General features: G+C 72.2%; 15 protein-coding genes. 5 read left to right on the top strand and 10 right to left on the bottom strand.

The window, feature by feature from the left end:
- Positions 1-70 precede the first annotated feature (70 nt).
- Positions 71-2,482 carry an endonuclease/exonuclease/phosphatase family protein gene (locus RNL97_RS26980; RefSeq protein WP_243315664.1) on the top strand — a complete coding sequence of 804 codons (2,412 nt, stop codon included), beginning with the start codon at positions 71-73 and terminating at the stop codon, positions 2,480-2,482.
- 42 nt (positions 2,483-2,524) lie between these two features.
- Here the strand turns inward: RNL97_RS26980 and RNL97_RS26975 are convergent, their stop codons facing one another.
- The 3 genes from RNL97_RS26975 to RNL97_RS26965 are packed head-to-tail and all read right to left on the bottom strand — an operon-like array spanning position 2,525 to position 4,972.
- Entirely contained in the window at positions 2,525-3,454 is a 930-nt protein-coding gene (locus RNL97_RS26975) for an alpha/beta fold hydrolase (protein ID WP_030585199.1), read from the bottom strand.
- A gap of 22 nt (positions 3,455-3,476) precedes the next feature.
- Positions 3,477-4,742 carry a beta-ketoacyl-[acyl-carrier-protein] synthase family protein gene (locus RNL97_RS26970; RefSeq protein ID WP_313751291.1) on the bottom strand — a complete coding sequence of 422 codons (1,266 nt, stop codon included), beginning with the start codon at positions 4,740-4,742 and terminating at the stop codon, positions 3,477-3,479.
- Entirely contained in the window at positions 4,739-4,972 is a 234-nt protein-coding gene (locus RNL97_RS26965; protein WP_030585195.1) for an acyl carrier protein, read from the bottom strand. Before RNL97_RS26965 ends, RNL97_RS26970 begins: the two co-directional genes overlap by 4 nt.
- Positions 4,973-5,243: 271 nt before the next feature.
- Here RNL97_RS26965 and RNL97_RS26960 point away from each other — a divergent pair, with 271 nt between their 5' ends.
- The 3 genes from RNL97_RS26960 to RNL97_RS26950 all read left to right on the top strand — a co-directional run bounded on the left by RNL97_RS26960 (position 5,244) and on the right by RNL97_RS26950 (position 8,309).
- Positions 5,244-5,690 carry a nitroreductase family deazaflavin-dependent oxidoreductase gene (locus tag RNL97_RS26960; RefSeq protein WP_030585193.1) on the top strand — a complete coding sequence of 149 codons (447 nt, stop codon included), beginning with the start codon at positions 5,244-5,246 and terminating at the stop codon, positions 5,688-5,690.
- Positions 5,691-5,790: 100 nt separating this feature from the next.
- Positions 5,791-6,522 carry a nitroreductase family protein gene (locus RNL97_RS26955; protein WP_030585191.1) on the top strand — a complete coding sequence of 244 codons (732 nt, stop codon included), beginning with the start codon at positions 5,791-5,793 and terminating at the stop codon, positions 6,520-6,522.
- A gap of 233 nt (positions 6,523-6,755) precedes the next feature.
- Positions 6,756-8,309, top strand: coding sequence for an N-acetylmuramoyl-L-alanine amidase (locus RNL97_RS26950; RefSeq protein WP_030585189.1), 1,554 nt, complete (start codon positions 6,756-6,758; stop codon positions 8,307-8,309).
- Positions 8,310-8,383: 74 nt separating this feature from the next.
- On the opposite strand, the gene RNL97_RS26945 is transcribed toward RNL97_RS26950, so the two are convergent.
- From RNL97_RS26945 to RNL97_RS26915, 7 genes are all read right to left on the bottom strand, one after another.
- Positions 8,384-9,055, bottom strand: a complete 672-nt coding sequence (locus RNL97_RS26945; RefSeq protein ID WP_030585186.1) for a hypothetical protein — start codon at positions 9,053-9,055, stop codon at positions 8,384-8,386.
- An 84-nt stretch (positions 9,056-9,139) separates the two neighbouring features.
- A complete protein-coding gene (locus tag RNL97_RS26940; protein WP_398867045.1) occupies positions 9,140-12,805 on the bottom strand; it encodes a S8 family peptidase in 3,666 nt (1,221 codons plus the stop codon).
- Between the two features lie 204 nt (positions 12,806-13,009).
- On the bottom strand, positions 13,010-14,152 hold the full coding sequence (locus RNL97_RS26935) for an XdhC family protein (protein WP_313751289.1): 1,143 nt from the start codon (positions 14,150-14,152) through the stop codon (positions 13,010-13,012).
- Between the two features lie 34 nt (positions 14,153-14,186).
- Complete coding sequence (locus RNL97_RS26930; protein ID WP_243315653.1) at positions 14,187-15,644, bottom strand: NCS2 family permease; 1,458 nt, start codon at positions 15,642-15,644, stop codon at positions 14,187-14,189.
- A 332-nt stretch (positions 15,645-15,976) separates the two neighbouring features.
- Positions 15,977-18,427 carry a xanthine dehydrogenase family protein molybdopterin-binding subunit gene (locus RNL97_RS26925; protein WP_243315651.1) on the bottom strand — a complete coding sequence of 817 codons (2,451 nt, stop codon included), beginning with the start codon at positions 18,425-18,427 and terminating at the stop codon, positions 15,977-15,979.
- On the bottom strand, positions 18,424-19,023 hold the full coding sequence (locus RNL97_RS26920; RefSeq protein WP_030585173.1) for a (2Fe-2S)-binding protein: 600 nt from the start codon (positions 19,021-19,023) through the stop codon (positions 18,424-18,426). Before RNL97_RS26920 ends, RNL97_RS26925 begins: the two co-directional genes overlap by 4 nt.
- Before the next feature lie 2 nt (positions 19,024-19,025).
- The gene (locus tag RNL97_RS26915) at positions 19,026-19,916 is read right to left on the bottom strand and encodes an FAD binding domain-containing protein (protein WP_030585170.1); all 891 of its coding nucleotides are present in this window, start codon (positions 19,914-19,916) and stop codon (positions 19,026-19,028) included.
- Positions 19,917-20,250: 334 nt separating this feature from the next.
- On the opposite strand from RNL97_RS26915, the gene RNL97_RS26910 reads away from it, so the two are divergent.
- Positions 20,251-21,999, top strand: coding sequence for a PucR family transcriptional regulator (locus RNL97_RS26910; RefSeq protein WP_030585168.1), 1,749 nt, complete (start codon positions 20,251-20,253; stop codon positions 21,997-21,999).
- Positions 22,000-22,108: the final 109 nt, after the last annotated feature.

The raw sequence follows: 22,108 nt of genomic DNA, 5'->3' as shown, positions 1-22,108 counted from the left end.
GCCTTGTCATGCCCCGTTCTACGCGCATAGCTTTTGCCCCTACCACTCAGTTCAGTTGGGGGCTCCTCCCGTGCAGATATACAGATCCGGTTCCGTCCTGCTGACCGGCGCCGTCGCCGTCGCTCTCGCGGTGACCGCCCTGCCCGCCGCCCAGGCGGCGCCGTCGGCCACCGCCGTCATCTCCGAGGTGTACGGCGGCGGAGGCAACTCCGGTGCGACGCTGACCCGGGACTTCGTCGAGCTGGCCAACGCCGGCTCGGCGCCCTTCGAGGTCGGCGGCCTCAGCGTCCAGTACCTGCCGGGCAGCCCGTCGGCCGGATCCCCGTGGCAGGTCTCCGAGCTGTCCGGCGCGATCGCGCCCGGCGGCCGCTACCTGGTCGCGCAGGCAGCGGGCACCGGCGGCACGGTCGCACTGCCCACCGCGGACGCCACCGGAACGGTCGCCATGGCGGCGGGCAGCGGCACCGTCGCCCTGGTCTCCGGGACGGCCCCGCTCACGTGCAGGTCGGCGGCGGACTGCGCGGCGGACACCCGGATCGTCGATCTGGTCGGTTACGGCTCCGCGGTCGTCCGGGAGGGCAGCGGCCCGGTCCCCGGCGCCTCCGCCACCGCGTCCGTCGCGCGGGCCGCCTCGCTCGCCGACACCGACGACAACGCCGCCGACCTCGCCGCGGGCGCGCCCACCCCGGTCAACGCCAAGGGCGAGACGTCCGGCGGCGGGCAGCCGCCGGAGGAGCCCGGCCCGACCGAGCCCGGCGACGTACGGATCAACGACATCCAGGGCACCACCCGCGTCTCCCCGCTGGAGGGCACGGCGGTGACCGGTGTCCCGGGCATCGTCACGGGCGTCCGGACCAGCGGCTCGCGCGGCTTCTGGATCCAGGACATGGCGCCCGACAACGACCCGCGCACCGGCGAGGGCCTGTTCGTCTACACCGGCTCCACCGCACCGGCCGTGAAGGCCGGGGACTCCGTCCTGGTCAGCGGCAAGGTCGTGGAGTACTACCCGGGCACCGGCACCCAGTCGCTCACCCAGATCACCGCGCCGCGTGTCACCGTGCTCTCCTCCGGCAACGCGCTGCCCGCCCCGGTCGCCCTCGACGCCCGCTCGGTGCCCGGCCGTTACGTTCCCTCGGCGGACGGCGGGGCGATCGACGCGCTCCCGCTGGACCCGGCCCGCTACGCCCTGGATCTGTACGAGGCGCTGGAGGGCTCCCGGATCCAGATCGCCGACACCCGGGTGACCGGGGCGACGACCGCGTACGACGAGATCTGGGTGACGGTCAAGCCGAAGGAGAACCCGACCCGGCGCGGCGGCACGCTCTACGCCTCGTACGAGGACCAGAACACCGGCCGGCTCAAGGTGATGTCGCTGGACCCGGCGCAGCCGGTCCCCGCGGCGAACGTGGGCGACGTACTGAAGGGCCGCACCACCGGCGTACTCGACTACGCGAGTTACGGCGGCTACAACGTGCAGGCCACCGAGCTGGGCACGGTCGTCGACAACAAGCTGCGGCGCGAGGTGACCCGCAAGCAGAAGAAGGACGAGCTGGCGGTCGCCACGTACAACGTGGAGAACCTCGACGCGGGAGACGACCAGGCCAAGTTCGACACCCTGGCCGAGGGCGTCGCGGTCAACCTGTCCTCCCCCGACATCGTCTCGCTGGAGGAGATCCAGGACGACAACGGTGCGGTGAACGACGGCACGACGGGGTCCGAGGCCACGCTGAAGCGGTTCACGGACGCGGTCGTCGCGAAGGGCGGGCCGCGCTACGCCTGGCGCTACATCGCTCCCGAGAACAACAAGGACGGCGGCGAGCCGGGCGGCAACATCCGCAACGTCTTCCTCTACAACCCGAAGCGGGTCTCCTTCACCGACCGGCCGGGCGGCGACGCCACCACGCCGGTGCGGGCCGTCGACACCTGGCGGGGCGTCGAGCTGTCCGCCTCCCCGGGCCGGATCAACCCGTCGAGCCCGGCGTGGACGGACAGCCGCAAGCCGCTGGTGGGCGAGTTCGTCTTCCGGGGCAGGCCGGTCTTCGTCATCGGCAACCACTTCGCGTCCAAGGGCGGCGACCAGCCGCTGCACGGGCGCTACCAGGAGCCCACACGGTCCTCGGAGACGAAGCGGATCCAGCAGGCCGCCGAGGTCAACACCTTCGTCACCTCGCTGCTGAAGGCGGACAGGTCGGCGCAGGTCGTCGCGCTCGGGGACTTCAACGACTTCGAGTTCTCCCCGACGATGAAGGCGCTGGCCAAGGGGAAGGTGCTGAAGCCGCTGATCTCGACGCTGCCCGTCGGCGAGCGGTACAGCTATGTCTTCGACGGCAACTCGCAGACGCTGGACCACATCCTGACGAGCCCCGGTGTCCGCCGCCTCGACTACGACGTGGTGCACATCAACGCCGAGTTCGCCGACCAGGCGAGCGACCACGACCCGCAGGTGGTGCGGATCAAGGTCGGCGGCCTCTGGCCCTGGTAGGGCGCAGGGGCCGCCACGGCCCCGGTCGGGGCGGACCGAAGGTCAGGTCCGCCCGGCCGGGGCCGTGGCCTGACGCGGCAGCACCACCGCACCGGTGGCACCGGCCTCGCCCTGCGCACCGGCCACCGGCTCCCGCCCGGTGAAGAATCCGGTGACCAGCGAGGCCACCTCCTCGGCCCGTTCCAGGACCACCCAGTGGTCGGACTCCCCGATCGTCAGGAACCGGCTGCCCTCGATCGTCGCGGCGAACTCCCGCTGCCGCGCGGGCGAGGTGACCGTGTCGTGCTCCCCCGCGAAGACCAGCGCCGGTACGCCGGTGAGCCCGCCGGTGAAGTCGGGCCGGTCGGCCAGCGCCCGGTAAAGCGAGTCCGCGGCGTGGGGCGAGTGGGTGAGTGCGTGGAGGAAGGAGCGCCGCACATAGCGCCGGGCCAGCTCCCGGCGGTGTACGGGGCGTTCGGGGTCCAGGCACATCAGCGCGTCGGCCGCCGTCGCGGCGAACCCCTCCCGGTCCCCGGCGGCCAGTTGCCGCCGGGCCCGCTCCCAGCGGGCGACCTGGGCCGCGTCGATGTGGACCGGAACCCCGCCGAGGGCGAGCCGGGCCACCCGCTCCGGGTGCCGCTGGGCAAAGCCGAAGGCGATGGCGGTGCCGTAGGAGAAGCCGAAGACGTTGAGCCGGGGGGCGCCGAGGTCGTCGGCGATGCCGAGGACGGCTCGGCGGAGCAGATCGGCGCTGGGGCCCGGCGGAAGCGGGTCGGCGCCGCCCATGCCGGGCAGGTCGGCGGTGACCACGTCGGCGGCGGGGCCCAGGTGGTCGTCCATCTGGGGCCAGCCGAACATGCCCTGGAGCGCGCCGCCGAGAATGAGCGTCGGTTCGGTGCGGGGGGCGGCCCCGCCGCTCCGGTCGTACGGCAGGACACGGTAGCCGTAGCGAACTCCGTCGGCCGACAGGGTCCGGATGATCTCCTCGGGCATGTGCTGCTGCGTTCCCTTCCGCTCAGGACCTGGTGAGGACGAGTGCCGCGTTGTGCCCGCCGAAGCCGAGCGAGGTCTTGACGGCGCAGTCGAAGGCGGCGGCGCGGGCTTCCTTGGCGACCACCTCGATCGGGATCCGCGGGTCGGGTGCGTCCAGGTTGACGGTCGGCGGGACCAGTTGGTGCTGGAGGGCGAGCACGGTGAGGGCGGCCTCGATGCCGCCCGCCGCGCCGAGGGTGTGGCCGGTCATCGCCTTGGTGGAGGTCACCAGAGGGCTCTCGCCGAGGACGCGGCGGAGCATCGTCGCCTCGATCAGGTCGTTGGAGAGCGTCGAGGTGCCGTGGGCGTTGACGTGCCCGACGTCGGCCGGGGAGAGGCCGGCGTCGGCGAGCGCGGTGCGCAGGGCGCGTTCGATGCCGAGGCCGTCCGGGTCCGGGGCGACGGCGGAGTGGGCGTCGCTGGAGGCCCCGTAGCCGTTCACCTGGGCGCGGACGGTGGCGCCCCGGGCGCGCGCGTGGTCCGGGTGCTCCAGGACGAGCAGGCCCGCGCCCTCGCCGACGACGAAGCCGTCGCGGTGGGTGTCGAAGGGGCGGCAGGCGGCAGCGGGGTCCTCGCGGCGGGTGGAGACGGCCTTGAGGCTGCAGGCGCTGGCGATCAGGAGCCGGGTGCAGGTGGATTCCGCGCCGCCCGTGATGACGATGTCGCAGGCCCCGGAGCGGAGCATCTGGTGGGCGGTGCCGATGGCGACGGTGCCGGAGGAGCAGGCGGTGGAGACGGCCTGGCTGGGCCCGTGGACGCCGAGGTCCAGGCTGACGCTGCTGGCCGCGCCGTTGACCACGCTGAGCGGCGCGAGCTTCGGGGAGACGCGGCGGGGGCCGCGCGCGGCGAGCGCGGCGGCCTGTTCGTCGTAGAAGGACAGGCCGCCGTGGGCGGAGCCGATGACGACGCCGACGCGGCCGCTGTCCCAGACGGCCGGGTCGAGCCCGGCGTCGGCGACGGCCTCCCGGGCGGCGATGACGGCGAGCTGGGCGAAGCGGTCCATCAGCCGCCGGGTGGCGACCCCGAGGACGGCCCCCGGGTCGCAGTCGGTGACGGAGTAGAAGAAGTCGCAGGGCAGACCGTCGAGTTCGGGCCGGGGCGCGGCGGACGGCGCGAGCCCCTCGGTGACGCCGTGCCAGGCGGCGTCCACGCCCGTACCGGCCGAGGTGACCAGGCCGACGCCGGTGACGGCGGCGGCGAACGGGGAGAGCGGGGTCCGGCGGTAGGGGGCTGCGGCGGCCGCGCTCATGCGGTGACCTTCCCGTGCACGGCCTCGACGAGGCGGCCGACGGTGTCGCGCGAGGTGAGCGCGACGTCCTCCAGGTCCACGTCCAGCCGGTCCTCGATGTGCAGCCGCAGCTCCTCCAGGGCGAGGGAGTCCAGCCGCAGCCGGTGCAGCGGAACATCGGGGCGGATGGCCTCGGGGTCGGTTCCGAACTTCGTCACCAGCAGCGTGCTGATCTCTTCCGACGTGCTCATTCGGCTCTCCTGGGCTCGGTGACGCGGTGACGCCGGCCGCGTGGTGAGGGGAGGTGGGGGGAGGGGCCATCGGGGACGCCGGCTGCTCCGGAAGGACCCTTTATACGCCTTCGCGGGCCGGCCCCCGGCCCGCGTTCCCCCGTGCGGTGGGAGAGCTGTCCAGGTGTACGAATCCGGGGTGCGGTGACGAGGGACGGCAGGGGCGCCGGATTCGGGGATGCCAGGATGGAGGCGCAGCCCGTACGGGGCACCACGAGAGAAGGAGAAAGCCATGACGGCCGAGCAGGACGGCAATGCGGAGGTCGCGCTGAGCCCCGCCGACTGGGTCGCCCGGCAGGCCGAGCTGTACGAGTCCTCCGGCGGCACGAAGGGCACGACCCAGCTCGGTGTCCCCTGTCTGCTGATGGACTACGTCGGCCGGCGCAGCGGGGCGGTGCGGCGCACGGTGCTGATGTACGGGCGGGACGGCGAGGACTATCTGATCGTGGCGTCCAACGGCGGCTCCGACCGTCCGCCGCTGTGGTATCTGAACCTGCAGGCGAATCCGGAGGTCCGGCTGCGGGTGAAGACGGAGCGGTTCGGGGCGGTCGCGGCGACGCTGCCGGCCGAGGAGAAGGCGCGGGTCTGGCCGGGCCTGGTGGAGCTGTTCCCGCGCTACGGGGAGTACCAGGCGGGCACCGAGCGGGACATCCCGGTGGTGCGGCTGACGCGGACCTGAGCCGGCGGGTCCGGAGGCGGGACGGCGGGTGCTGAGGCCGCGAAGTCCGGTCGCCCGGAGCCCTTCTGGCGCGCCGGCCGGAACCGTAAACTCCGCGATCATGACGATGGAAACGGTTCAGCCCGACCCGTCCGCCCTCGGCGGCCCCGCCCTCTTCGACACCATGTCCACGATGCGCGCCATGCGCCGGATCAAGCCGGAACCGGTGCCGCGGGAGCTGGTCGAGCAGCTGATACAGGCGGCCGTGTGGGGGCCCAGCGGCGGCAACATGCAGTGTTACGAGTACGTGGTGGTGACCGACCGCCAGGTGATGGCGCGGCTCGCCCCGCTGTGGAAGCGGTGCGTGGACGCGTATCTGGCGACGACCGGGAAGTACGCCCCCGCGGGCATGGACGAGGCGGCGTACGGCCGGATGGTCGCGGCGATCGAGTATCAGCGCGACCACTTCGCCGACACCCCGGTGCTCATCGTGCCGTGCTACCGGTTCCCGGAGCCGCGCCTGGACGAGGAGGGGCTCGCCGCGTCGGCGCGGGCGCTCGGTCCGGCGGGCACGGAGCACATGATGACCACGCAGACCCGTTTCCAGGCGCTGGCGGAGGGCTCCTGCGTCTATCCCGGGGTGCAGAACCTGCTGCTGGCGGCCCGGGGGCTGGGGCTGGCCGCGAACATCACCATCTGGCATCTGATGCTGGAGCAGGAGTGGAAGGAGGAGCTGGGCATCCCGGAGGACATGGCGACGTTCGCCGCTGTTCCGGTGGGGTGGCCCGCGGGCAACTTCGGGCCCGTGCGGCGGCGTCCGGTGGCGGACGTCATCCACCGCGACCGCTGGTAGCGGGCGGCCCGCGTCAACCGGTACCGGCACCCCTGTCGGGTGACGCTCGATGTCACCCGACAGGCTCAGCGGGTCGAGCAACTCCCCTGAATTTGCAGGATGTTGCCACCGGGATCGGCGGTGCACCCCTTTGTCATGTCCCACTCAGATCGATAGCCTGACCGGGTTCCGCATCCCTCTGGCCCACCCGGGCCCGAGGGCTTTTTACTTCCTCCCACAGAGCAGGAGCCCTCATGCGCCTACGCACCGCCGCCCGACCCCGGGCCCGCGCCTGTGCCGTGGCGGCCCTCACCGCCGCGGCCCTTCTCGCCACCGGGCAGCCGGCGAACGCCGCCCCGCGGGCCGACACGGCCGATCCGATGAACCGCGCCTTCGCCGAGGCGGCCCAGGAGTACGGCGTGCCGCGCGATCTGCTGGCCGCCGTGGGCTACGGCGAGTCCCGGCTGAACGGACACGGGGGCAAGCCGAGCCAGGCGAACGGCTACGGCGTGATGCACCTGGCGAGCAACCCCGCCAACCGCTCCCTGGAGAAGGCCGCCGAGCTGACCGGCGAGAGCGCGGCCCGGCTGCGCCGGGACACGACGGCCAACATCCTCGGCGGCGCGGCCGTCCTGCGCGACCACGCCGACGCGCTGGGTCTGGACGCAGCCGAACGCCGGGACGTGAACGCCTGGTATCCGGCGGTGGCCCGCTACAGCGCCGCCGACGGGCCGGCGGCCGCCCTCTACGCGGACGCGGTCTTCACCTTCCTCGCCGAGGGCGTGTCCGCGACGGTGGCCGGCGGCGAGGAGGTGCTCGTGCCCTCCCGCCCGGTCGCCCCGGAGAAGGGCGAGGCTTCGGCGTCCGACGTCTACGCGCAGAGCGAGGACTACCCCTCGGCGCGCTGGGTGCCGGCCTACTCCGGCAACTACGTCGTCGATCGCAAGGCCGCCGTCGACAAGGTGGTCATCCACACCACCCAGGGGTCGTACGCCGGTTCCATCAGCTGGTACCAGAACCCGTCGTCGAAGGTCAGCGCGCACTACACGATCCGCTCGTCGGACGGCGAGGTCACCCAGTCGGTGCGGGAGAAGGACACCGCCTGGCACGCCGGCAGCGTCAACTCCTCGTCCGTCGGGATCGAGCACGAGGGCTACGTCGACGACCCGGCCTGGTACACGGAGGCGATGTACCGCTCCTCGGCCGCCCTGACCAAGCACCTCGCGGCGCGGTACGCCATCCCGAAGGACCGGGCGCACATCATCGGCCACAGCGAGGCGCCCGGCGCCACCCACACGGACCCCGGCCCCAACTGGGACTGGAACCACTACATGCAGCTCGTCGACGGGGACCCGGGCAACGGCGGCGACGGCCTGACCTTCCCCGTGTACACCACGCAGCAGTCCGGCTCCTCCGGCCCGCAGGTGGCCGCCGTCCAGACGCTGCTCACCGCGCAGAAGTACAACCCGGGCGAGGTGGACGGCGTCTTCGGGCCCACGACGAAGAGCGCTGTCGAGGCGTTCCAGAGGGCCCGCTCCCTCGACGCCGACGGCATGGTCGGCCCGAAGACCTGGACGGCGCTGCTGTCGGCGGGCACGACCCCGCTGCTGAAGCAGGGCAGTTCGGGCGATGCGGTGAATCGGCTGCAGCGCGCCCTGACCGCGGCGCTCGGCAGGACCGTGGGCGTGGACGGCAGCTTCGGCCCGACCACGGACGCGGCGGTCCGCACCTACCAGACCGCCCGCGGGCTGGGCGTCGACGGCCAGGTGGGCCCGGCCACGTGGACGTCCCTGCAGAACGGCAAGTGAGCACGGGTCCGGGCGGGCCTCTTCAAGCGGAGGGGCCGGCCCGGACCTGCCGGGTGCCTGACCGGCCCGGCGGCTCACCCGCCCGCGCCGACCGGATAACCGATCTCCTTGATGTCCTTGGCCAGTTCGGCGGGAACCCGCTCCGGGTTGATCGCGGCGACGACCTCGTCCGTCAGGGGTCGCAGCGCGTAGACATGGCGTACGGCTTCGAGGTCGATGTCCACCTCGAAGTAGTCCTCGGCCCACTCCTGGTACGACTCGGGGGTCCCGGTGACGAGGAGCTGGAAGAGCCAGTCGGCCCCGTCGGAGTCCTCCCCGTCCTCCGGGAACTCCACGGCCCCCGCCCGCCAGCGGTCGTCCCCGCTCTCGCGCCAGAGGCAGGCGGTGACGACGGGCAGCCCGAACTCGTCGGTGAACGACGGCTCGTCCACGTAACGGCGGAACACCTCGGGCACCTCGTCGAGCACCCCGGGCCAGGGGACGTCGTCCACGTACGGGCTCATCGGCGACTCGTGGTCGAAGCCGCGCGCGTAGGCGCCGTCGGCGGAGAAGACGATGGAGTACTCCCCGCCCTCCCCGTCCTGCATGGAGGCCATCGCCTCGGTCGGCGACCACTGCGCGTCGAACCCGTGCCAGCGGTGGTCCCACTCCGGGCACAGGATCGCGTCGAGCATCGCCAGGGAACGGCAGAGATCGGTGAGGGCGGATATGCCAGGCAGCCGGCGGGCCACGTCATGAACGCTCATGGGCCCATCCAACCGCACCGGCCGCGGGCCGACGCACCTGGTCCCGCACTCCCGTCGCAAGGGGTGCGGGACCAGGTCAGGGGGTCACTTCAGGCCGAAGGCCCTGATGATCTCCTGGTCCACGACGAGCCCGCCGGGGCCCTCCGCGTGGGCCTTGAGCGAGACCGAGGCCGCGCCCTTCGCCGGGGTGCGGAACTTCGCGGTCCACTCGCCGGTCTTCTTCTTCCGGAGGTCCACCTTCGTCCAGTGCTTGCCGTCGTCGTAACTGACCGACAGCGAAGCCTCGTTCGCCTTCACCGCGCCCGGCAGCCATTCCTGGGTGCCGGAGGTGAGGCCGATCTCGGTCATGCGGCCGGAGCGGACGTCGCCCGCCAGGTCGGTGTCGACGGCGTAGTCCAGCTGGAGCAGCGGGATGTCGGCCTGGTAGGGGCCGGACTCGTCCAGGGCGCCGGAGACGAAGCTCCACTCGGAGTGCGTACGGATCGACGTCTTCCACGTCTTCGCGTCGCGTTCCGAGTCGATGACCAGGCGGTAGGGGAGCTTCTCGGCGGAGAGGTCACCGACGTAACCCGCCCTGCCCGCACCCTTCTTGAGCTCGGTGTCGCCCTGGTGGAAGGAGTAGGAGGTGGTGTCGTACTCGTTCTCGGGCATCGAGCCGGAGTGGCCCGCGCCCGCGTCCGTCCACGGGGTGACGTTGAACTGGAGGTCGTGGTTCACCGTGCGGAACGGGCCCCAGTAGCCGGTGCCCAGGCGGGGGCGGGTCACCGGGGCGAACCACTCGGCGCGGTAGTCCTCGCCCGCCCGGTAGTCCAGTTCGGCGCTGCGCATCTCGTGCGCCCGGTCGGACCGGTCGGCGTTGAGGACCGAGTGGTTCTCGTACCAGAAGGACTCGCCCGGCAGCGGGTTGACCCATTCGGTGCGGACGGCGGGGAACTGCTCGTACTCCTCGAAGCCGAGGCCGGGGCCGTAGTCCGGGATGTCGTAGCGGTAGCCGCCGCCGAGCGTCTTCCGGTGGCCGTAGAAGGTGTTCTCCACCTTCGCCAGCCCACGGGTCGGGGGCGCGAAGGCCAGAGAGCGGTCCGGGATGGCGCCGTCGTGGCGGTCGACCAGGTCGTAGAGGTGGTCCGCGAACCTCTTCTGGTCGATCTCGACCTTCCTGCCGCGCTGTGCGGCCCGGATCAGCTCCTCGCCCGCGGCCTTCCGGACCGAGGCGACGGGGATCGTGGTCTCCTCGCCAAACGGGGTGTAGCTCTCCATCGCCACGCCGCGTTCGTCGTTGACGACGAACAGCGCCTCGGCCCCGGCGGCCAGTGCGGCCGCGAGACGTTCGGCGGGGGCGACCTCGGCGCTGCGGGTGATCACGACGGCCTTGCCGCGCGCGTTCAGACGCTGGTAGTCGGCCGGCACGCCCTTGCCCGCGTACACCGCGTTCAGCCTCTGCTCGCGGTCCTCGGCGATCGCCGCGCCGCCCTGGACGTGGACCGGTACGTCACGGCCGCCGGCCTCGACGTCGATCAGCTCCTCGCCCTGCCGCCAGCGGGTGAGGAAGCTGAAGTCGCCCTCCTTCACCTTCTTGGTGGGGCTCGCCCACAACTGGTCGTAGGTGAGCGGTATCTGGTACGCGTCACGCTGGACGGTGCCGTCCGGTGCGGTGCGCGCCATGTCGTAGCGGAGCTGGCGGGTCTCGGTCTCCTTCGGGGTGCGCACGCTGACCTTGCGGGCCTTGGACGCGTCGAGGGTGACCGTGGTGGAGCCGGTGAGGATCGTCTCGGGGGCCGCGAGGAACGCTGTGGCCCGGGAGTCGGGGCGGTCGCCGTCGACGTCCACGGAGGCCCAGGCGGTGTAGTTGCCGGGTGGCAGGCGCAGCGTGGTCTCGCCGCCGCTGATCTGGACGAGGCCGAGCTGCGGGTCGCCCAGTTCGGCGAGGACGACCAGGCCGTCCATCGGCTTGCCCGACCGGTCGCGGAGCTTCAGCGTCAGATCGTGCAGCTCCTTCTCCTTGGTGAGCGCGAACCCGGTGTGCGCGACCGTCGTGCCCGCCGCGTCGGTGGCGACGACCTGGCCGGAGAAGGTCGTGTCGTCGGCGGCCTTCGCCGGGGCCAGGGACAGGACCGCCTCGGCGGTGGAGCCCGCCGGGACGGTCAGCGTGTGGGTGGAGAGCGTGTAGGCCGCCTCGTCCGTGTCGGTGGCCAGGTTCAGTGTGACGTCCGCGTCACCCGTGTTGCGGTAGGTGATCGTGCGCTCGGCGACCTCGTCGGACGGGCTGTGCGGCCAGGCGTAGGAGGCGACCTCGACCGAGCCGGTGGCTGAGATCGTGGTGTCGACGGCCGCCTTCACATCGAGCCGGCCGGTGCCCTGCTGGTACGGCGTGTACGCGTCGAGCTTCTTGGACGAGGTCATCAGCGCGTCCTTGATGCGCTGACCGCTCCAGTCGGGGTGACGCTGCTTCAGAAGGGCTGCCGCGCCCGCGACATGGGGCGTGGCCATCGACGTACCGGACATCGACTGGTACATGCCCTCCATGCCGGGGACGGACTGCGAGGCGGCGGCAGCGATGTCGACGCCGGGGGCCGACAGGTCGGGCTTCAGTCCGTGCGAGCGGACCAGCGGGCCCATGGAGGAGAAGTCGGCGCGGCCGTCCTGCTTGTCGACGGCGGCGACGGTGAGCGCCTGCTCCGCCGAGCCGGGCGAGCCGATCGTGCCCGCCCCGTACGCGTTGCCCGCCGCGATCACGAAGAGCGGACCGCCGTCCGCCGAGAGGGAGTTCACCGCCTGGGACATCGGGTCGGTGCCGTCGTCGGGCACCGGGGAGCCGAGGCTCATGGAGACGATGTCGGCCCCTTCGGCCTTCGCCCATTCCATGGCCTCGATGATCCCGGAGTCCGCGCCGGAGCCCTCGTCGCCGAGGACCTTGCCGACGAGCAGGTCGGCCGCCGGGGCGACCCCCTTGTTCGCGCCCTCGGACGCCGCACCGGATCCGGCGATGGTGGAGGCGACGTGCGTGCCGTGGCCGTGCTTGTCGTCGACCTCCTCGCCCGGGACGAAGCTTCGGGTGGCGACGAGGCGGTCCTTGACGTCCGGGTGGTCGGTGTCGATGCCGGTGTCCAGGACGGCGACCCTGGTGCCCTTGCCGTCGAAGCCGGCGGTCCACGCCTCGGGGGCCCTCACCTGGGGCACGGACTCGGCGAGCAGCGCGTCGGAGCGGCCGTCCAGCCAGAGCTTCGCGATCCCGCTGTCGAGCGAACGGGTTCTCGGGGTACGGGTGATGGCGTCCCAGAACGTGCGCACCCCGTCCTTGTCGGCGCTGAGCGCGGCCCCGTGGACGGAGGCGAGGGTGCGGACCTTCTTCGCGCCGCGCGGGGCGGCGGGCAGCGCCTTGGCGCGCGCGGGCGGATAGGTGGCGATGACCGGGATGGCGCCGGTTCCCTCGTCGTCGTACCCCATCCGGACCAGGGCCGAGACGTTGAAGAGCCGCCGGTCCAGGGTGCCCGCCGCGATCAGGGTGGTGGCCTCGTCGGGCAGGACGTACACGTCCCCACCCGCCTGCTGGATGCGGACGCCGCCGCTCGCGCCGTCGGGGCGGTCCACGGTGACGGTGTCCCGGTCGCCGGGGCCGTCCACGTACCGCACGACGTCGCCGGTGACCAGGGTGACGGTGCGGCTGTCGGTGGTGACGTCGGTGCGCGGGGCCTCGGGGGGCGGCGCGGGGGCGGCGCCGGCGGTGCCCGCACCGGCGAAGGGGACCAGCATGCCGCCCAGGAGGGCCGCCGAGGTCGCCAGGAGCAGGGCTCTGCGTCCTGGGCGAGCGGATCTCGCCCGGCCGGGAACGGAGGAGGGGGAAGAAGTCATGCAGCTGATCTACCGGTTGATCCGGGGTGAGCGCTGCGTTCCGGGCGGGCGGGAAACCGCCGTGGCGGCAACCCGCCCGGGATGGACGGGGTGTTGACGGGCGTTTCAGGCAACCGAGGCGAGCGGCTGTCCGCTGCTGTCGTGGTGGATGGAGGTGTGGGCCCCGGTGAGCGGTACGCCGCTGCCGCCGCGCCGGACCGCGACGATCTCGGCCGCGATGGACAGGGCCGTCTCCTCCGGCGTACGGGCGCCGAGGTCGAGGCCGATCGGTGAGTGCAGCCGGGCCAGTTCCCGGTCGGTGAGGCCGACCTCGCGCAGCCGGTCGTTGCGCTCCAGGTGGGTGCGGCGCGATCCCATCGCGCCGACGTAGGCGACCGGGAGCCGGAGGGCCGCCTCCAGCAGCGGTACGTCGAACTTGGCGTCGTGGGTGAGGACGCAGAGCACAGTACGGGCGTCGGTCTCGGTCCCGGCGAGGTAGCGGTGGGGCCACTCGACGACGATCTCGTCGGCCTCGGGGAAGCGGGCCGCGGTGGCGAAGACCGGGCGGGCGTCGCAGACGGTGACCCGGTAGCCGAGGAACTTCCCGGCCCGCACGAGGGCGGACGCGAAGTCGATGGCGCCGAACACGATCATGCGGGGCGGCGGCACGCTGGACTCGACCAGCAGCTCGATGGGCCGGCCGCAGCGGGAGCCCTCCGCGCCGATGGCGAGCGGCCCGGTGCGGCCCGCGTCCAGCAGGGCCCGGGTCTCGGCGGCGGCGGTCCGGTCGAGCGCCGGGTGGCCGCCGAGCCCGCCCTCGTGACTCCCGTCGGGGTGGACCAGGAGCGGCAGGCCGAGCAGTTCCTGGGGCCCGTCGGTGACCCGGGCCAGTGCGGCCGCCGTCCCCTCGGCGGCGGCCTCCAGCGCGGCGGCGAACACCGGGCGGGCGGGGTCGTCCGCCCGTACCGGTGTCACCAGGATGTCGATGACGCCGCCGCAGGTCAGGCCGACCGCGAAGGCGTCCTCGTCGCTGTAGCCGAAGCGCTCACGGACAGGGCGTCCGTCCTCCATGGCCTGTCGGCACAGTTCGTAGACGGCCCCCTCCACGCAGCCGCCGGAGACCGAGCCGACGGCCGTGCCGTCCCGGTCGACGGCGAGGGCCGCGCCGGGCTGCCGGGGCGCGCTGCCGCCGACCGCCACCACGGTGGCGACGGCGAACTCGCGTCCCTGCGAGACCCACCGGTGCAGCTCTTCGGCGATGTCCAGCATGGCGTTTCTCCTCAAGGGTGAAGGGGGCCCGGGCTCAGTGGACGCCCAGCCAGCTCTCGATCGGGTTGAGGGCGAAGAAGACGATGAAGATCACCGTCAGCCCCCACATGAAGGCCCCGACCTCGCGGGCCCGGCCCTGGGCGAGCTTGATGGCGGAGTAGGCGATGACACCCGCGGCGACACCGGTGGTGATGGTGTACGTGAAGGGCATCAGGACCACGGTCAGGAAGACCGGGATGGCGACCGAGCGGTCGCTCCAGTCCACGTGCCGGGCGTTCTGCATCATCATCGCGCCGATGACGACGAGGGCGGCGGAGGCCACCTCGGTCGGCACGATCGCGGTGAGCGGGGTGAAGAAGAGGCAGGCGGCGAAGAAGAGGCCGGTGACGGCGGAGGCGAGCCCGGTGCGGGCCCCTTCGCCGACGCCGGTGGCCGACTCGACGAAGACCGTCTGGCCGGAGCCCGAGGCGACACCGCCGATGACACCGCCGGCGCCGTCGATGAACAGCGCCTTGGACAGGCCCGGCATGCGGCCCTTGTCGTCGGCGAGCTTGGCCTCGGTGCCGACGCCGATGATGGTGGCCATCGCGTCGAAGAAGCCGGCCAGCACCAGGGTGAAGACGATCATGCCGACGGTCATCACGCCGACGTCGCCCCAGCCGCCGAACTCGACGTTCCCGAAGAGCGAGAAGTCGGGGGTGGAGACCGCGCTGCCCTCCAGCTCCGGCGGGCCGCTGCTCCACTTCCCGGGGTCGATGTCGACGATCGCGTTGACGACGATCGCGACCAGCGTGCCGACGACGATGCCGATCAGGATCGCGCCGGGGATGTTGCGCGCCTGGAGCATGAAGATGAGCAGGAGCGTCACGCAGAAGATCAGGACGGGCCAGCCGGCGAGTTCACCGGCCGGGCCGAGGGTGACGGGGGTCGCCTCGCCCTTGTGCACGAATCCGGCCTTGTAGAGGCCGATGAGGGCGATGAAGAGCCCGATGCCCATGGTGATGCCGTGCTTGAGCGCGAGCGGGATCGCGTTCATGATCATCTCGCGGAGGCCGGTGACCACCAGGAGGCAGATCACCACACCGTAGATCACGCACATGCCCATGGCCTGCGGCCAGGTCATGTTGGGCGCGACCTGCGAGGCGAGCACACCGGAGACGCTGAGCCCGGCGGCGAGCGCCAGGGGCACCTTTCCGACGAAGCCCATGAGCAGGGTCGTCGCGGCCGCCGCGAAGGCGGTGGCGGTGATCAGGCCGGGCTGGCTGAGGAGGTTGCCGTTGACGTCCTCCCCGCCCAGGATCAGCGGGTTGAGCAGGAGGATGTACGCCATGGCCATGAAGGTCGTGACGCCTCCGCGCAGCTCGCGCGCGACTGTGGACCCTCGTTCGGATATGTGGAAGTACCGGTCGAGCCATGATCTTCCGGCGGGGACGCGCGAGCCGGGGCCCGCCACTTCCGGACTGGTTTTCGGTTCCACTGACTGCTGGGTCATGATGCCTGACTCCCAAGGTTCACAGGGGCACCCGCTTGGAGATTCCTGAATGCGGGATTTGGGATGACTGCGTCGGCTGCACGACCCGGGGGACGGCCGGGACGAACTGTTGAAGCAGAACGGATGTGCCGGCGGCACGGATGATCCGTGAGGCGCTGCCGTGCTGTCGGGCACGGCGGAGAAGAACCGCGAGCGGTGCGGTACTTGGGCTCCGGGCGGTGCGGGGTGCGGACAGGTGTGACGTTCTCGGCGCAGCGCACCGCCCGGAGAGATGGGGGGCCGCTCGGAGACTGCCGGGTGACGCGACCGGTAGGAGGTCACCCGGCAGGCTCTCAGGTGCTGGTGAGGTGTTCGGGCCGCACCGGCGTCCTGTTGAGCTCAAGGCCCGTCGCGTTCCGGATCGCCGCGAGGACGGCCGGGGTGGACGACAGGGTGGGGGCCTCGCCGATACCGCGCAGCCCGTAGGGGGCGTGCTCGTCCGCGAGTTCGAGCACGTCGACCGGGATCGTCGGCGTGTCGAGAATCGTGGGAAGCAGGTAGTCCGTGAAGGAGGGGTTGCGCACCTTCGCGGTCTGCGGGTCGACGATGATCTCCTCCATCACCGCGACGCCCATGCCCTGGAGGGTGCCGCCCTGGATCTGGCCGAGGACGGAGAGCGGGTTGAGCGCCTTCCCGACGTCCTGGGCGCAGGCCAGTTCGATGACCTTGACCAGGCCGAGCTCGGTGTCGACCTCGACGACGGCGCGGTGCGCCGCGAAGGAGTACTGGACGTGGCCGTTGCCCTGTCCGGTACGGAGGTCGAACGCCTCGGTGGGCCGGTGGCGCCACTCCAGCTCGATGTCGATGGCCTCGTCCTCCAGCACGTCGGCCAGGTCCGCGAGGACCTCGCCGCCGTCCGTGACGACCTTGCCGCCCTCCAGAAGGAGTTCGGCGGTGGCCCACGCCGGGTGGTAGGTGCCGAACTTGGTGCGGCCCAGCTCCAGGACCTTCTCCCGGACGGCTTCGCAGGAGTTCTTGACCGCGCCGCCGGTGACGTACGTCTGGCGGGAGGCGGAGGTGGATCCGGCGGAGCCGACGCGGGTGTCGGCGGGGTGGATGGTGACCTGGTTGACGCCGAGTTCGGTACGGGCGATCTGGGCGTGGACGGTGACGCCGCCCTGGCCGACCTCGGCCATCGCGGTGTGCACGGTGGCGACCGGTTCGCCGTTGATGACCTCCATCCGCACGCGGGCGGTGGAGTAGTCGTCGAAGCCTTCGGAGAAGCCGACGTTCTTCAGGCCGACCGCGTAGCCGACGCCGCGTACGACGCCTTCGCCGTGGGTGGTGTTGGAGAGGCCGCCGGGCAGGGCGCGCACGTCGACGGAGGTGCCGTCGCTGCCCGCCGTCAGCCATTCCTGCTCGGGCGGCAGCGGGCGGGCCTTGACCCGGCGCAGCAGCTCGGCGACCGGGGCCGGCGAGTCGCAGGGCTGTCCGGTGGGCAGCAGGGTGCCCTGCTCCATGGCGTTGAGCTGCCGGAACTCCACCGGGTCCATGTCCAGCTTCGCGGCCAGCTTGTCCATCTGCGCCTCGTAGGCGAAGCACGCCTGGACCGCGCCGAAGCCGCGCATCGCGCCGCAGGGCGGGTTGTTGGTGTAGAGGGCGATCGCCTCGATGTCGACGTCCTCGATCCTGTACGGGCCGACCGAGAGCGAGGAGGCGTTGCCGACGACCGCCGGGGAGGCGGAGGCGTAGGCCCCGCCGTCCAGGACGATGCGGCACTTCATGTGCGTGAGCTTGCCGTCCTTGGTGGCGCCGTGCTCGTAGTGGAGCTTCGCCGGGTGCCGGTGGACGTGTCCGAAGAAGGACTCGAACCGGTTGTAGACGATCTTGACCGGCTTGCCGGTGCGGAGCGCCAGCAGGCAGGCGTGGATCTGCATGGAGATGTCCTCGCGGCCGCCGAAGGCCCCGCCGACGCCGGAGAGCGTCATGCGGACCTTGTCCTCGGGCAGGCCGAGGACGGGGGCGATCTGGCCGAGGTCCGAGTGCAGCCACTGGGTGGCGACGTACAGCTCGACACCGCCGTCCTCGGAGGGCACTGCGAGCCCGGACTCGGGGCCGAGGAAGGCCTGGTCCTGCATGCCGAAGGTGTACTCGCCCGTGACGATGACGTCGGCGCGCTTGGCGGCCTCGTCGGCGTCGCCGCGGATGATCGGCTGGCGGTGCACGATGTTGGGGTGCGGGACGTGGCCGATGTGGTGGTCGTCCCGGCCCTCGTGGACGAGCACGGCGTCGGGGGCGGTCGCGGACGCCTCGTCGGTGATGAGCGGCAGCTCGCGGTACTCGATCTTGATCTTGGCGGCGGCGCGGCGGGCCGTCTCCGGGTGGTCGGCGGCCACGATGGCGACCGGCTCACCGTGGTGGCGGACCTTGCCGTGGGCGAGAACCGGGGTGTCCTGGATCTCCAGCCCGTAGTTCTTCATCGCGGCGGGCAGGTCGTCGTAGGTCATCACCGCGTAGACGCCGGAGGTGGCCAGCGCCTCGGAGGTGTCGATGGAGACGATCTCCGCGTGGGCGACGGTGGAGCGCAGCGTCTGGCCCCACAGCATGTCCTCGTGCCACATGTCGGAGGAGTACGCGAACTCGCCGGTGACCTTGAGGGTGCCGTCGGGGCGGAGCGTGGACTCGCCGATACCGCCCTTGGTGGGCGAACCCTGGGTGATCTTGGTCGGGGTGCCGGACGGTGCGTTCTGGGCCTTCGGCATCGTGGCCGCGGGGCGCGTGGTGGCTTGGGGGCGCGTCGTCATGACTGGGCCGCCTCTCCCTGGCGGGCGGCCGCGAGGCGGACCGCGTCGAGGATCTTCTCGTAACCGGTGCAGCGGCAGAGGTTGCCGGAGAGCGCCTCGCGGATGTCCTGGTCGGACGGGGAGGGGGTGTTCTCCAGCAGTTCGTCGGCGGCGACCAGCAGGCCGGGGGTGCAGAAGCCGCACTGGACGGCTCCGGCGTCGATGAACGCCTGCTGGATCGGGGCCAGTTCGACGGCCTCGCCGGTCTGGCCGTCGGTGGGCCGGGCCTGCCGGCGCTTGGCGGAGTCCAGGGTGGTGCCGCAGGCGCCGGAGGCGCAGCCGCCGCCCGGGTGGGCGTCCTCGCGGTGCTTGGCGTAGTCGGCGAGACCCTCGACGGTGACGACCTCGCGGCCCTCGACCTGTCCGGCGGCCACCAGGCACGCGCAGACCGGGACGCCGTCGAGGCGAACGGTGCAGGAACCGCACTCGCCCTGCTCGCAGGCGTTCTTGGAGCCGGGAAGGCCCATGCGCTCACGCAGGACGTAGAGGAGGGACTCGCCCTCCCAGACGTCGTCGGCTTCCTGCTGACGGCCGTTGACCGTGAAATTGACTCGCATGGTTACGCAGCTCCTTCCAGCGTGCGGCCCGCGCCGCGGTACTGCTCCCAGGTCCAGCCGAGCGTGCGGCGGGCCATGATGCCGACCGCGTGCCTGCGGTACTTCGCCGTGCCGCGCACGTCGTCGATCGGGTTGCAGGCGCCGGACGCGAGAGCGGCGAACTGCTTGGCGATCGCGGGGGTGATGGTCTTTCCGTTCTCCCAGAACCCGCCCTCTTCCAGCGCCGCGTTCAGGAAGTCCTCCGCCGCCCTGGCCCGGACGGGCGTCGGGGCGGCGGAGCCGATGCCGGTGCGCACGGTGCGGGTCTCGGGGTGCAGGGCGATACCGAACGCGCAGACGGCGATGACCATGGCGTTGCGGGTGCCGACCTTGGAGTACTGCTGCGGTCCGTCGGCCTTCTTGATGTGCACGGCGCGGATCAGCTCGTCCGGCTCCAGGGCGTTGCGCTTGACCCCTGTGTAGAAAGCGTCGATAGGAATCAGCCGCGTGCCGCGTACGGATTCGGCCTCGACCTCGCAGTCGGCGGCGAGGAGGGCGGGGTGCGCGTCACCGGCCGGCGAGGCGGTGCCGAGGTTGCCGCCGACGCCGCCGCGGTTGCGGATCTGCGGGGAGGCGACCGTGTGCGAGGCCAGCGCCAGGCCGGGCAGCTCGGCGCGCAGGTGGTCCATGATGCTGCTGTACGGCACGGAGGCGCCGAGCCGCACCTTCTCCTGGCCCACCTCCCACTCGGACAGCTCACCGATGCGGTTCAGGTCCAGGAGGTACTCGGGCCGCCGGTGGTCGAAGTTGATCTCGACCATCACATCGGTGCCGCCCGCGATGGGCACAGCCGTGGGGTGCTCGGCCTTGGCGGCGAGCGCCTCCTCCCAGCTGGCGGGGCGAAGGAAGTCCATGAGTGGCTCTCTTCTTCTCAATCGGTCGTTCGCCGGGGCCGGGGACGGCCTGCCTCGACTGGCTCGTTCATGTGGTGTTCACGTGGTGTGTGGCCCAGTACACAAGCCCGGCCCCGGCCGGTGCAGTCACCGAAACACTGAAGGAGTTGGCTGGTCTCCGTCCCCGTCTTGTAGATTCGAACGAATGACGGGGATCGGTAACCTCACCGCAATTCACAGATACCCCGTTCACCCCACCGCTCCCCCACCCCACGGCCTCCTTCACCCCCTTCCCCCTCACCTGCTCCCTCCACGAACCTGACCTGCTCCCCTACGAAAGATCGGCGGCGACGAGATGCGGCTGCGCGCACTGCTGGAGACCGATGCGCTGGGCCTGCGGCTGCTCGGCGGCGAGGACGAGCTGGACCGCACGGTCCGGGGCGTCATGACGACCGACCTGCGCGACCCCAGCCGCTACCTCGCCGGCGGGGAACTGGTGCTCACGGGCCTCGCATGGCACCGGGACGCGGCGGACTCCGAGCCGTTCGTCCGGATCCTGGCGGGCGCCGGGGTGGCCGGTCTCGCGGCCGGCGAGGCGGAGCTCGGTGACATCCCCGCCGATCTCGTCGAAGCGTGCCTGCACCACCGTCTGCCTCTCTTCGCCGTGCACGAAACCGTTGCGTTCGCAACGATCACCGAGTACGTCGTACGCCAGGTCTCCGGCGAGCGGGCAGGCGATCTGGCGGCCGTGGTGGACCGGCACCGACGACTGATGACCTCGGGCCCGGCGGGCGGCGGCCCCGAAGTGGTCCTGGACCTCCTCACCTCCGACCTGGACCTGCGGGCCTGGGTCCTCTCTCCCACCGGCCGCCAGATCGCCGGGGCGGGCGCCCCGCTGCCCGGACCGGTGGGCGCCGCGCTCGCCGGGCACCACCTGGCCGCCACCCGGACCGGCCGCCGCGCCCCGCACCGGGCGGCGGTCGCCGGTACGACGTATTCGCTCTTCCCGATCCGGAACACCGGCCGGGGCGCGGTGCCGGCCGCCCGTGACGTACGGGAGTCGGTGCTCTCCGACTGGCTGCTGGCGGTCGAGGCGGACGCCTCGGACTGGCCCGCCCCCCGGCTCGACCTGCTCCAGGGCGTCACCCAGCTGATCGCGGTCGAACGCGACCGCCGCGACGCGGCCCGTACGGTACGCCGCCGACTCGCCCAGGAGGTGCTGGAGCTGGTCCAGGCGGGCGCCGCCCCCGCCGAGATCGCGGCCAGGCTGCGGGTCGCCGCACCGGTCCTGCTCCCCGGCCTCGGCGTGGCCCCCCAGTGGCAGGTCGTGGTGGCCCGGGTCGACTGGAGCGCCTCGGGCCAGGCCGCCGCCGCGGGCGAGATCGCGAGCGGTCCGGTGGCCCAGGCGCTGCTGGAGGAGATCCTCGTCGACCCGGCGGTCAGCGGCCCCGACTCCGCCGACCGGATCGCCGTCGCCCACACGGGCGAGGAGGCCATCGCCCTGGTGCCGCTGCCCTCGATCGCCACCGCGCTCCCGGAGTCGGAGAGCGAGGACGGTGCTGCGGCACGGTCGGACGGCGAGGACGCCGACGCGCTGGCCGGGGAGCCCGGACTCCACGCCGACGCGCTGCTCGCCTCCGTACGCGAACCGCTCTCGGCGGGGCTCGCCGACGACGGCCGGCTGACACTGGGTGTCAGCGCGGCTGTGCATTCCGCCGAAGGACTGCGCGGCGCACTGGAGGAGGCCCGGCACGCCCGCCGGGTGGCAGCTGCCCGCCCGGGGCGGGTGTGCGCCGCCGGTCACCACGAGCTGGCCTCGCACGTGCTGCTGCTGCCGTTCGTCCCCGACGACGTCCGGCGCGCCTTCACGGCCCGGCTGCTGGACCCGCTGCGCGACTACGACCGGCGCCACCGGGCGGAGCTGATCGAGACGCTGGAGGCCTTCCTGGACTGCGACGGGTCCTGGACCCGCTGCGCGGCACGCCTGCACCTGCACGTCAACACACTGCGCTACCGCGTCGGCCGCATCGAGCAGTTGACGGGGCGTGACCTGTCGCGCCTGGAGGACAAGCTCGACTTCTTCCTCGCCCTGCGTATGAGCTGATCTTCCGGCCGCGCACGGGGTCCGCCGGGACCCCGTCGCCCTCCGAGCGATTGTGAAATCTTTCACCTGACATTGCCCGGACCTCTTGGCCCGGAGTGCCGATCCATGC

The organism is Streptomyces parvus (assembly GCF_032121415.1).
Lineage (GTDB): Bacteria > Actinomycetota > Actinomycetes > Streptomycetales > Streptomycetaceae > Streptomyces > Streptomyces globisporus_A.
Note: the sequence above shows the minus strand (reverse complement) of the source record. Positions and strands in the feature narration are given on the sequence as shown.

Bases quoted from the DNA above. Each gene is read 5' to 3' on its own strand.
- RNL97_RS26975 (WP_030585199.1), bottom strand. From the start codon at position 3,454: ATGCCCGAGGAGATCATCCGGACCCTGTCGGCCGACGGAGTTCGCTAC.
- RNL97_RS26930 (WP_243315653.1), bottom strand. From the start codon at position 15,644: ATGACCCAGCAGTCAGTGGAACCGAAAACCAGTCCGGAAGTGGCGGGC.
- RNL97_RS26915 (WP_030585170.1), bottom strand. From the start codon at position 19,916: ATGGACTTCCTTCGCCCCGCCAGCTGGGAGGAGGCGCTCGCCGCCAAG.
- RNL97_RS26945 (WP_030585186.1), bottom strand. From the start codon at position 9,055: ATGAGCGTTCATGACGTGGCCCGCCGGCTGCCTGGCATATCCGCCCTC.
- RNL97_RS26960 (WP_030585193.1), top strand. From the start codon at position 5,244: ATGACGGCCGAGCAGGACGGCAATGCGGAGGTCGCGCTGAGCCCCGCC.
- RNL97_RS26965 (WP_030585195.1), bottom strand. From the start codon at position 4,972: ATGAGCACGTCGGAAGAGATCAGCACGCTGCTGGTGACGAAGTTCGGA.
- RNL97_RS26950 (WP_030585189.1), top strand. From the start codon at position 6,756: ATGCGCCTACGCACCGCCGCCCGACCCCGGGCCCGCGCCTGTGCCGTG.
- RNL97_RS26920 (WP_030585173.1), bottom strand. From the start codon at position 19,023: ATGCGAGTCAATTTCACGGTCAACGGCCGTCAGCAGGAAGCCGACGAC.
- RNL97_RS26955 (WP_030585191.1), top strand. From the start codon at position 5,791: ATGACGATGGAAACGGTTCAGCCCGACCCGTCCGCCCTCGGCGGCCCC.
- RNL97_RS26970 (WP_313751291.1), bottom strand. From the start codon at position 4,742: ATGAGCGCGGCCGCCGCAGCCCCCTACCGCCGGACCCCGCTCTCCCCG.
- RNL97_RS26935 (WP_313751289.1), bottom strand. From the start codon at position 14,152: ATGCTGGACATCGCCGAAGAGCTGCACCGGTGGGTCTCGCAGGGACGC.
- RNL97_RS26940 (WP_398867045.1), bottom strand. From the start codon at position 12,805: ATGCTGGTCCCCTTCGCCGGTGCGGGCACCGCCGGCGCCGCCCCCGCG.
- RNL97_RS26925 (WP_243315651.1), bottom strand. From the start codon at position 18,427: ATGACGACGCGCCCCCAAGCCACCACGCGCCCCGCGGCCACGATGCCG.
- RNL97_RS26910 (WP_030585168.1), top strand. From the start codon at position 20,251: ATGCGGCTGCGCGCACTGCTGGAGACCGATGCGCTGGGCCTGCGGCTG.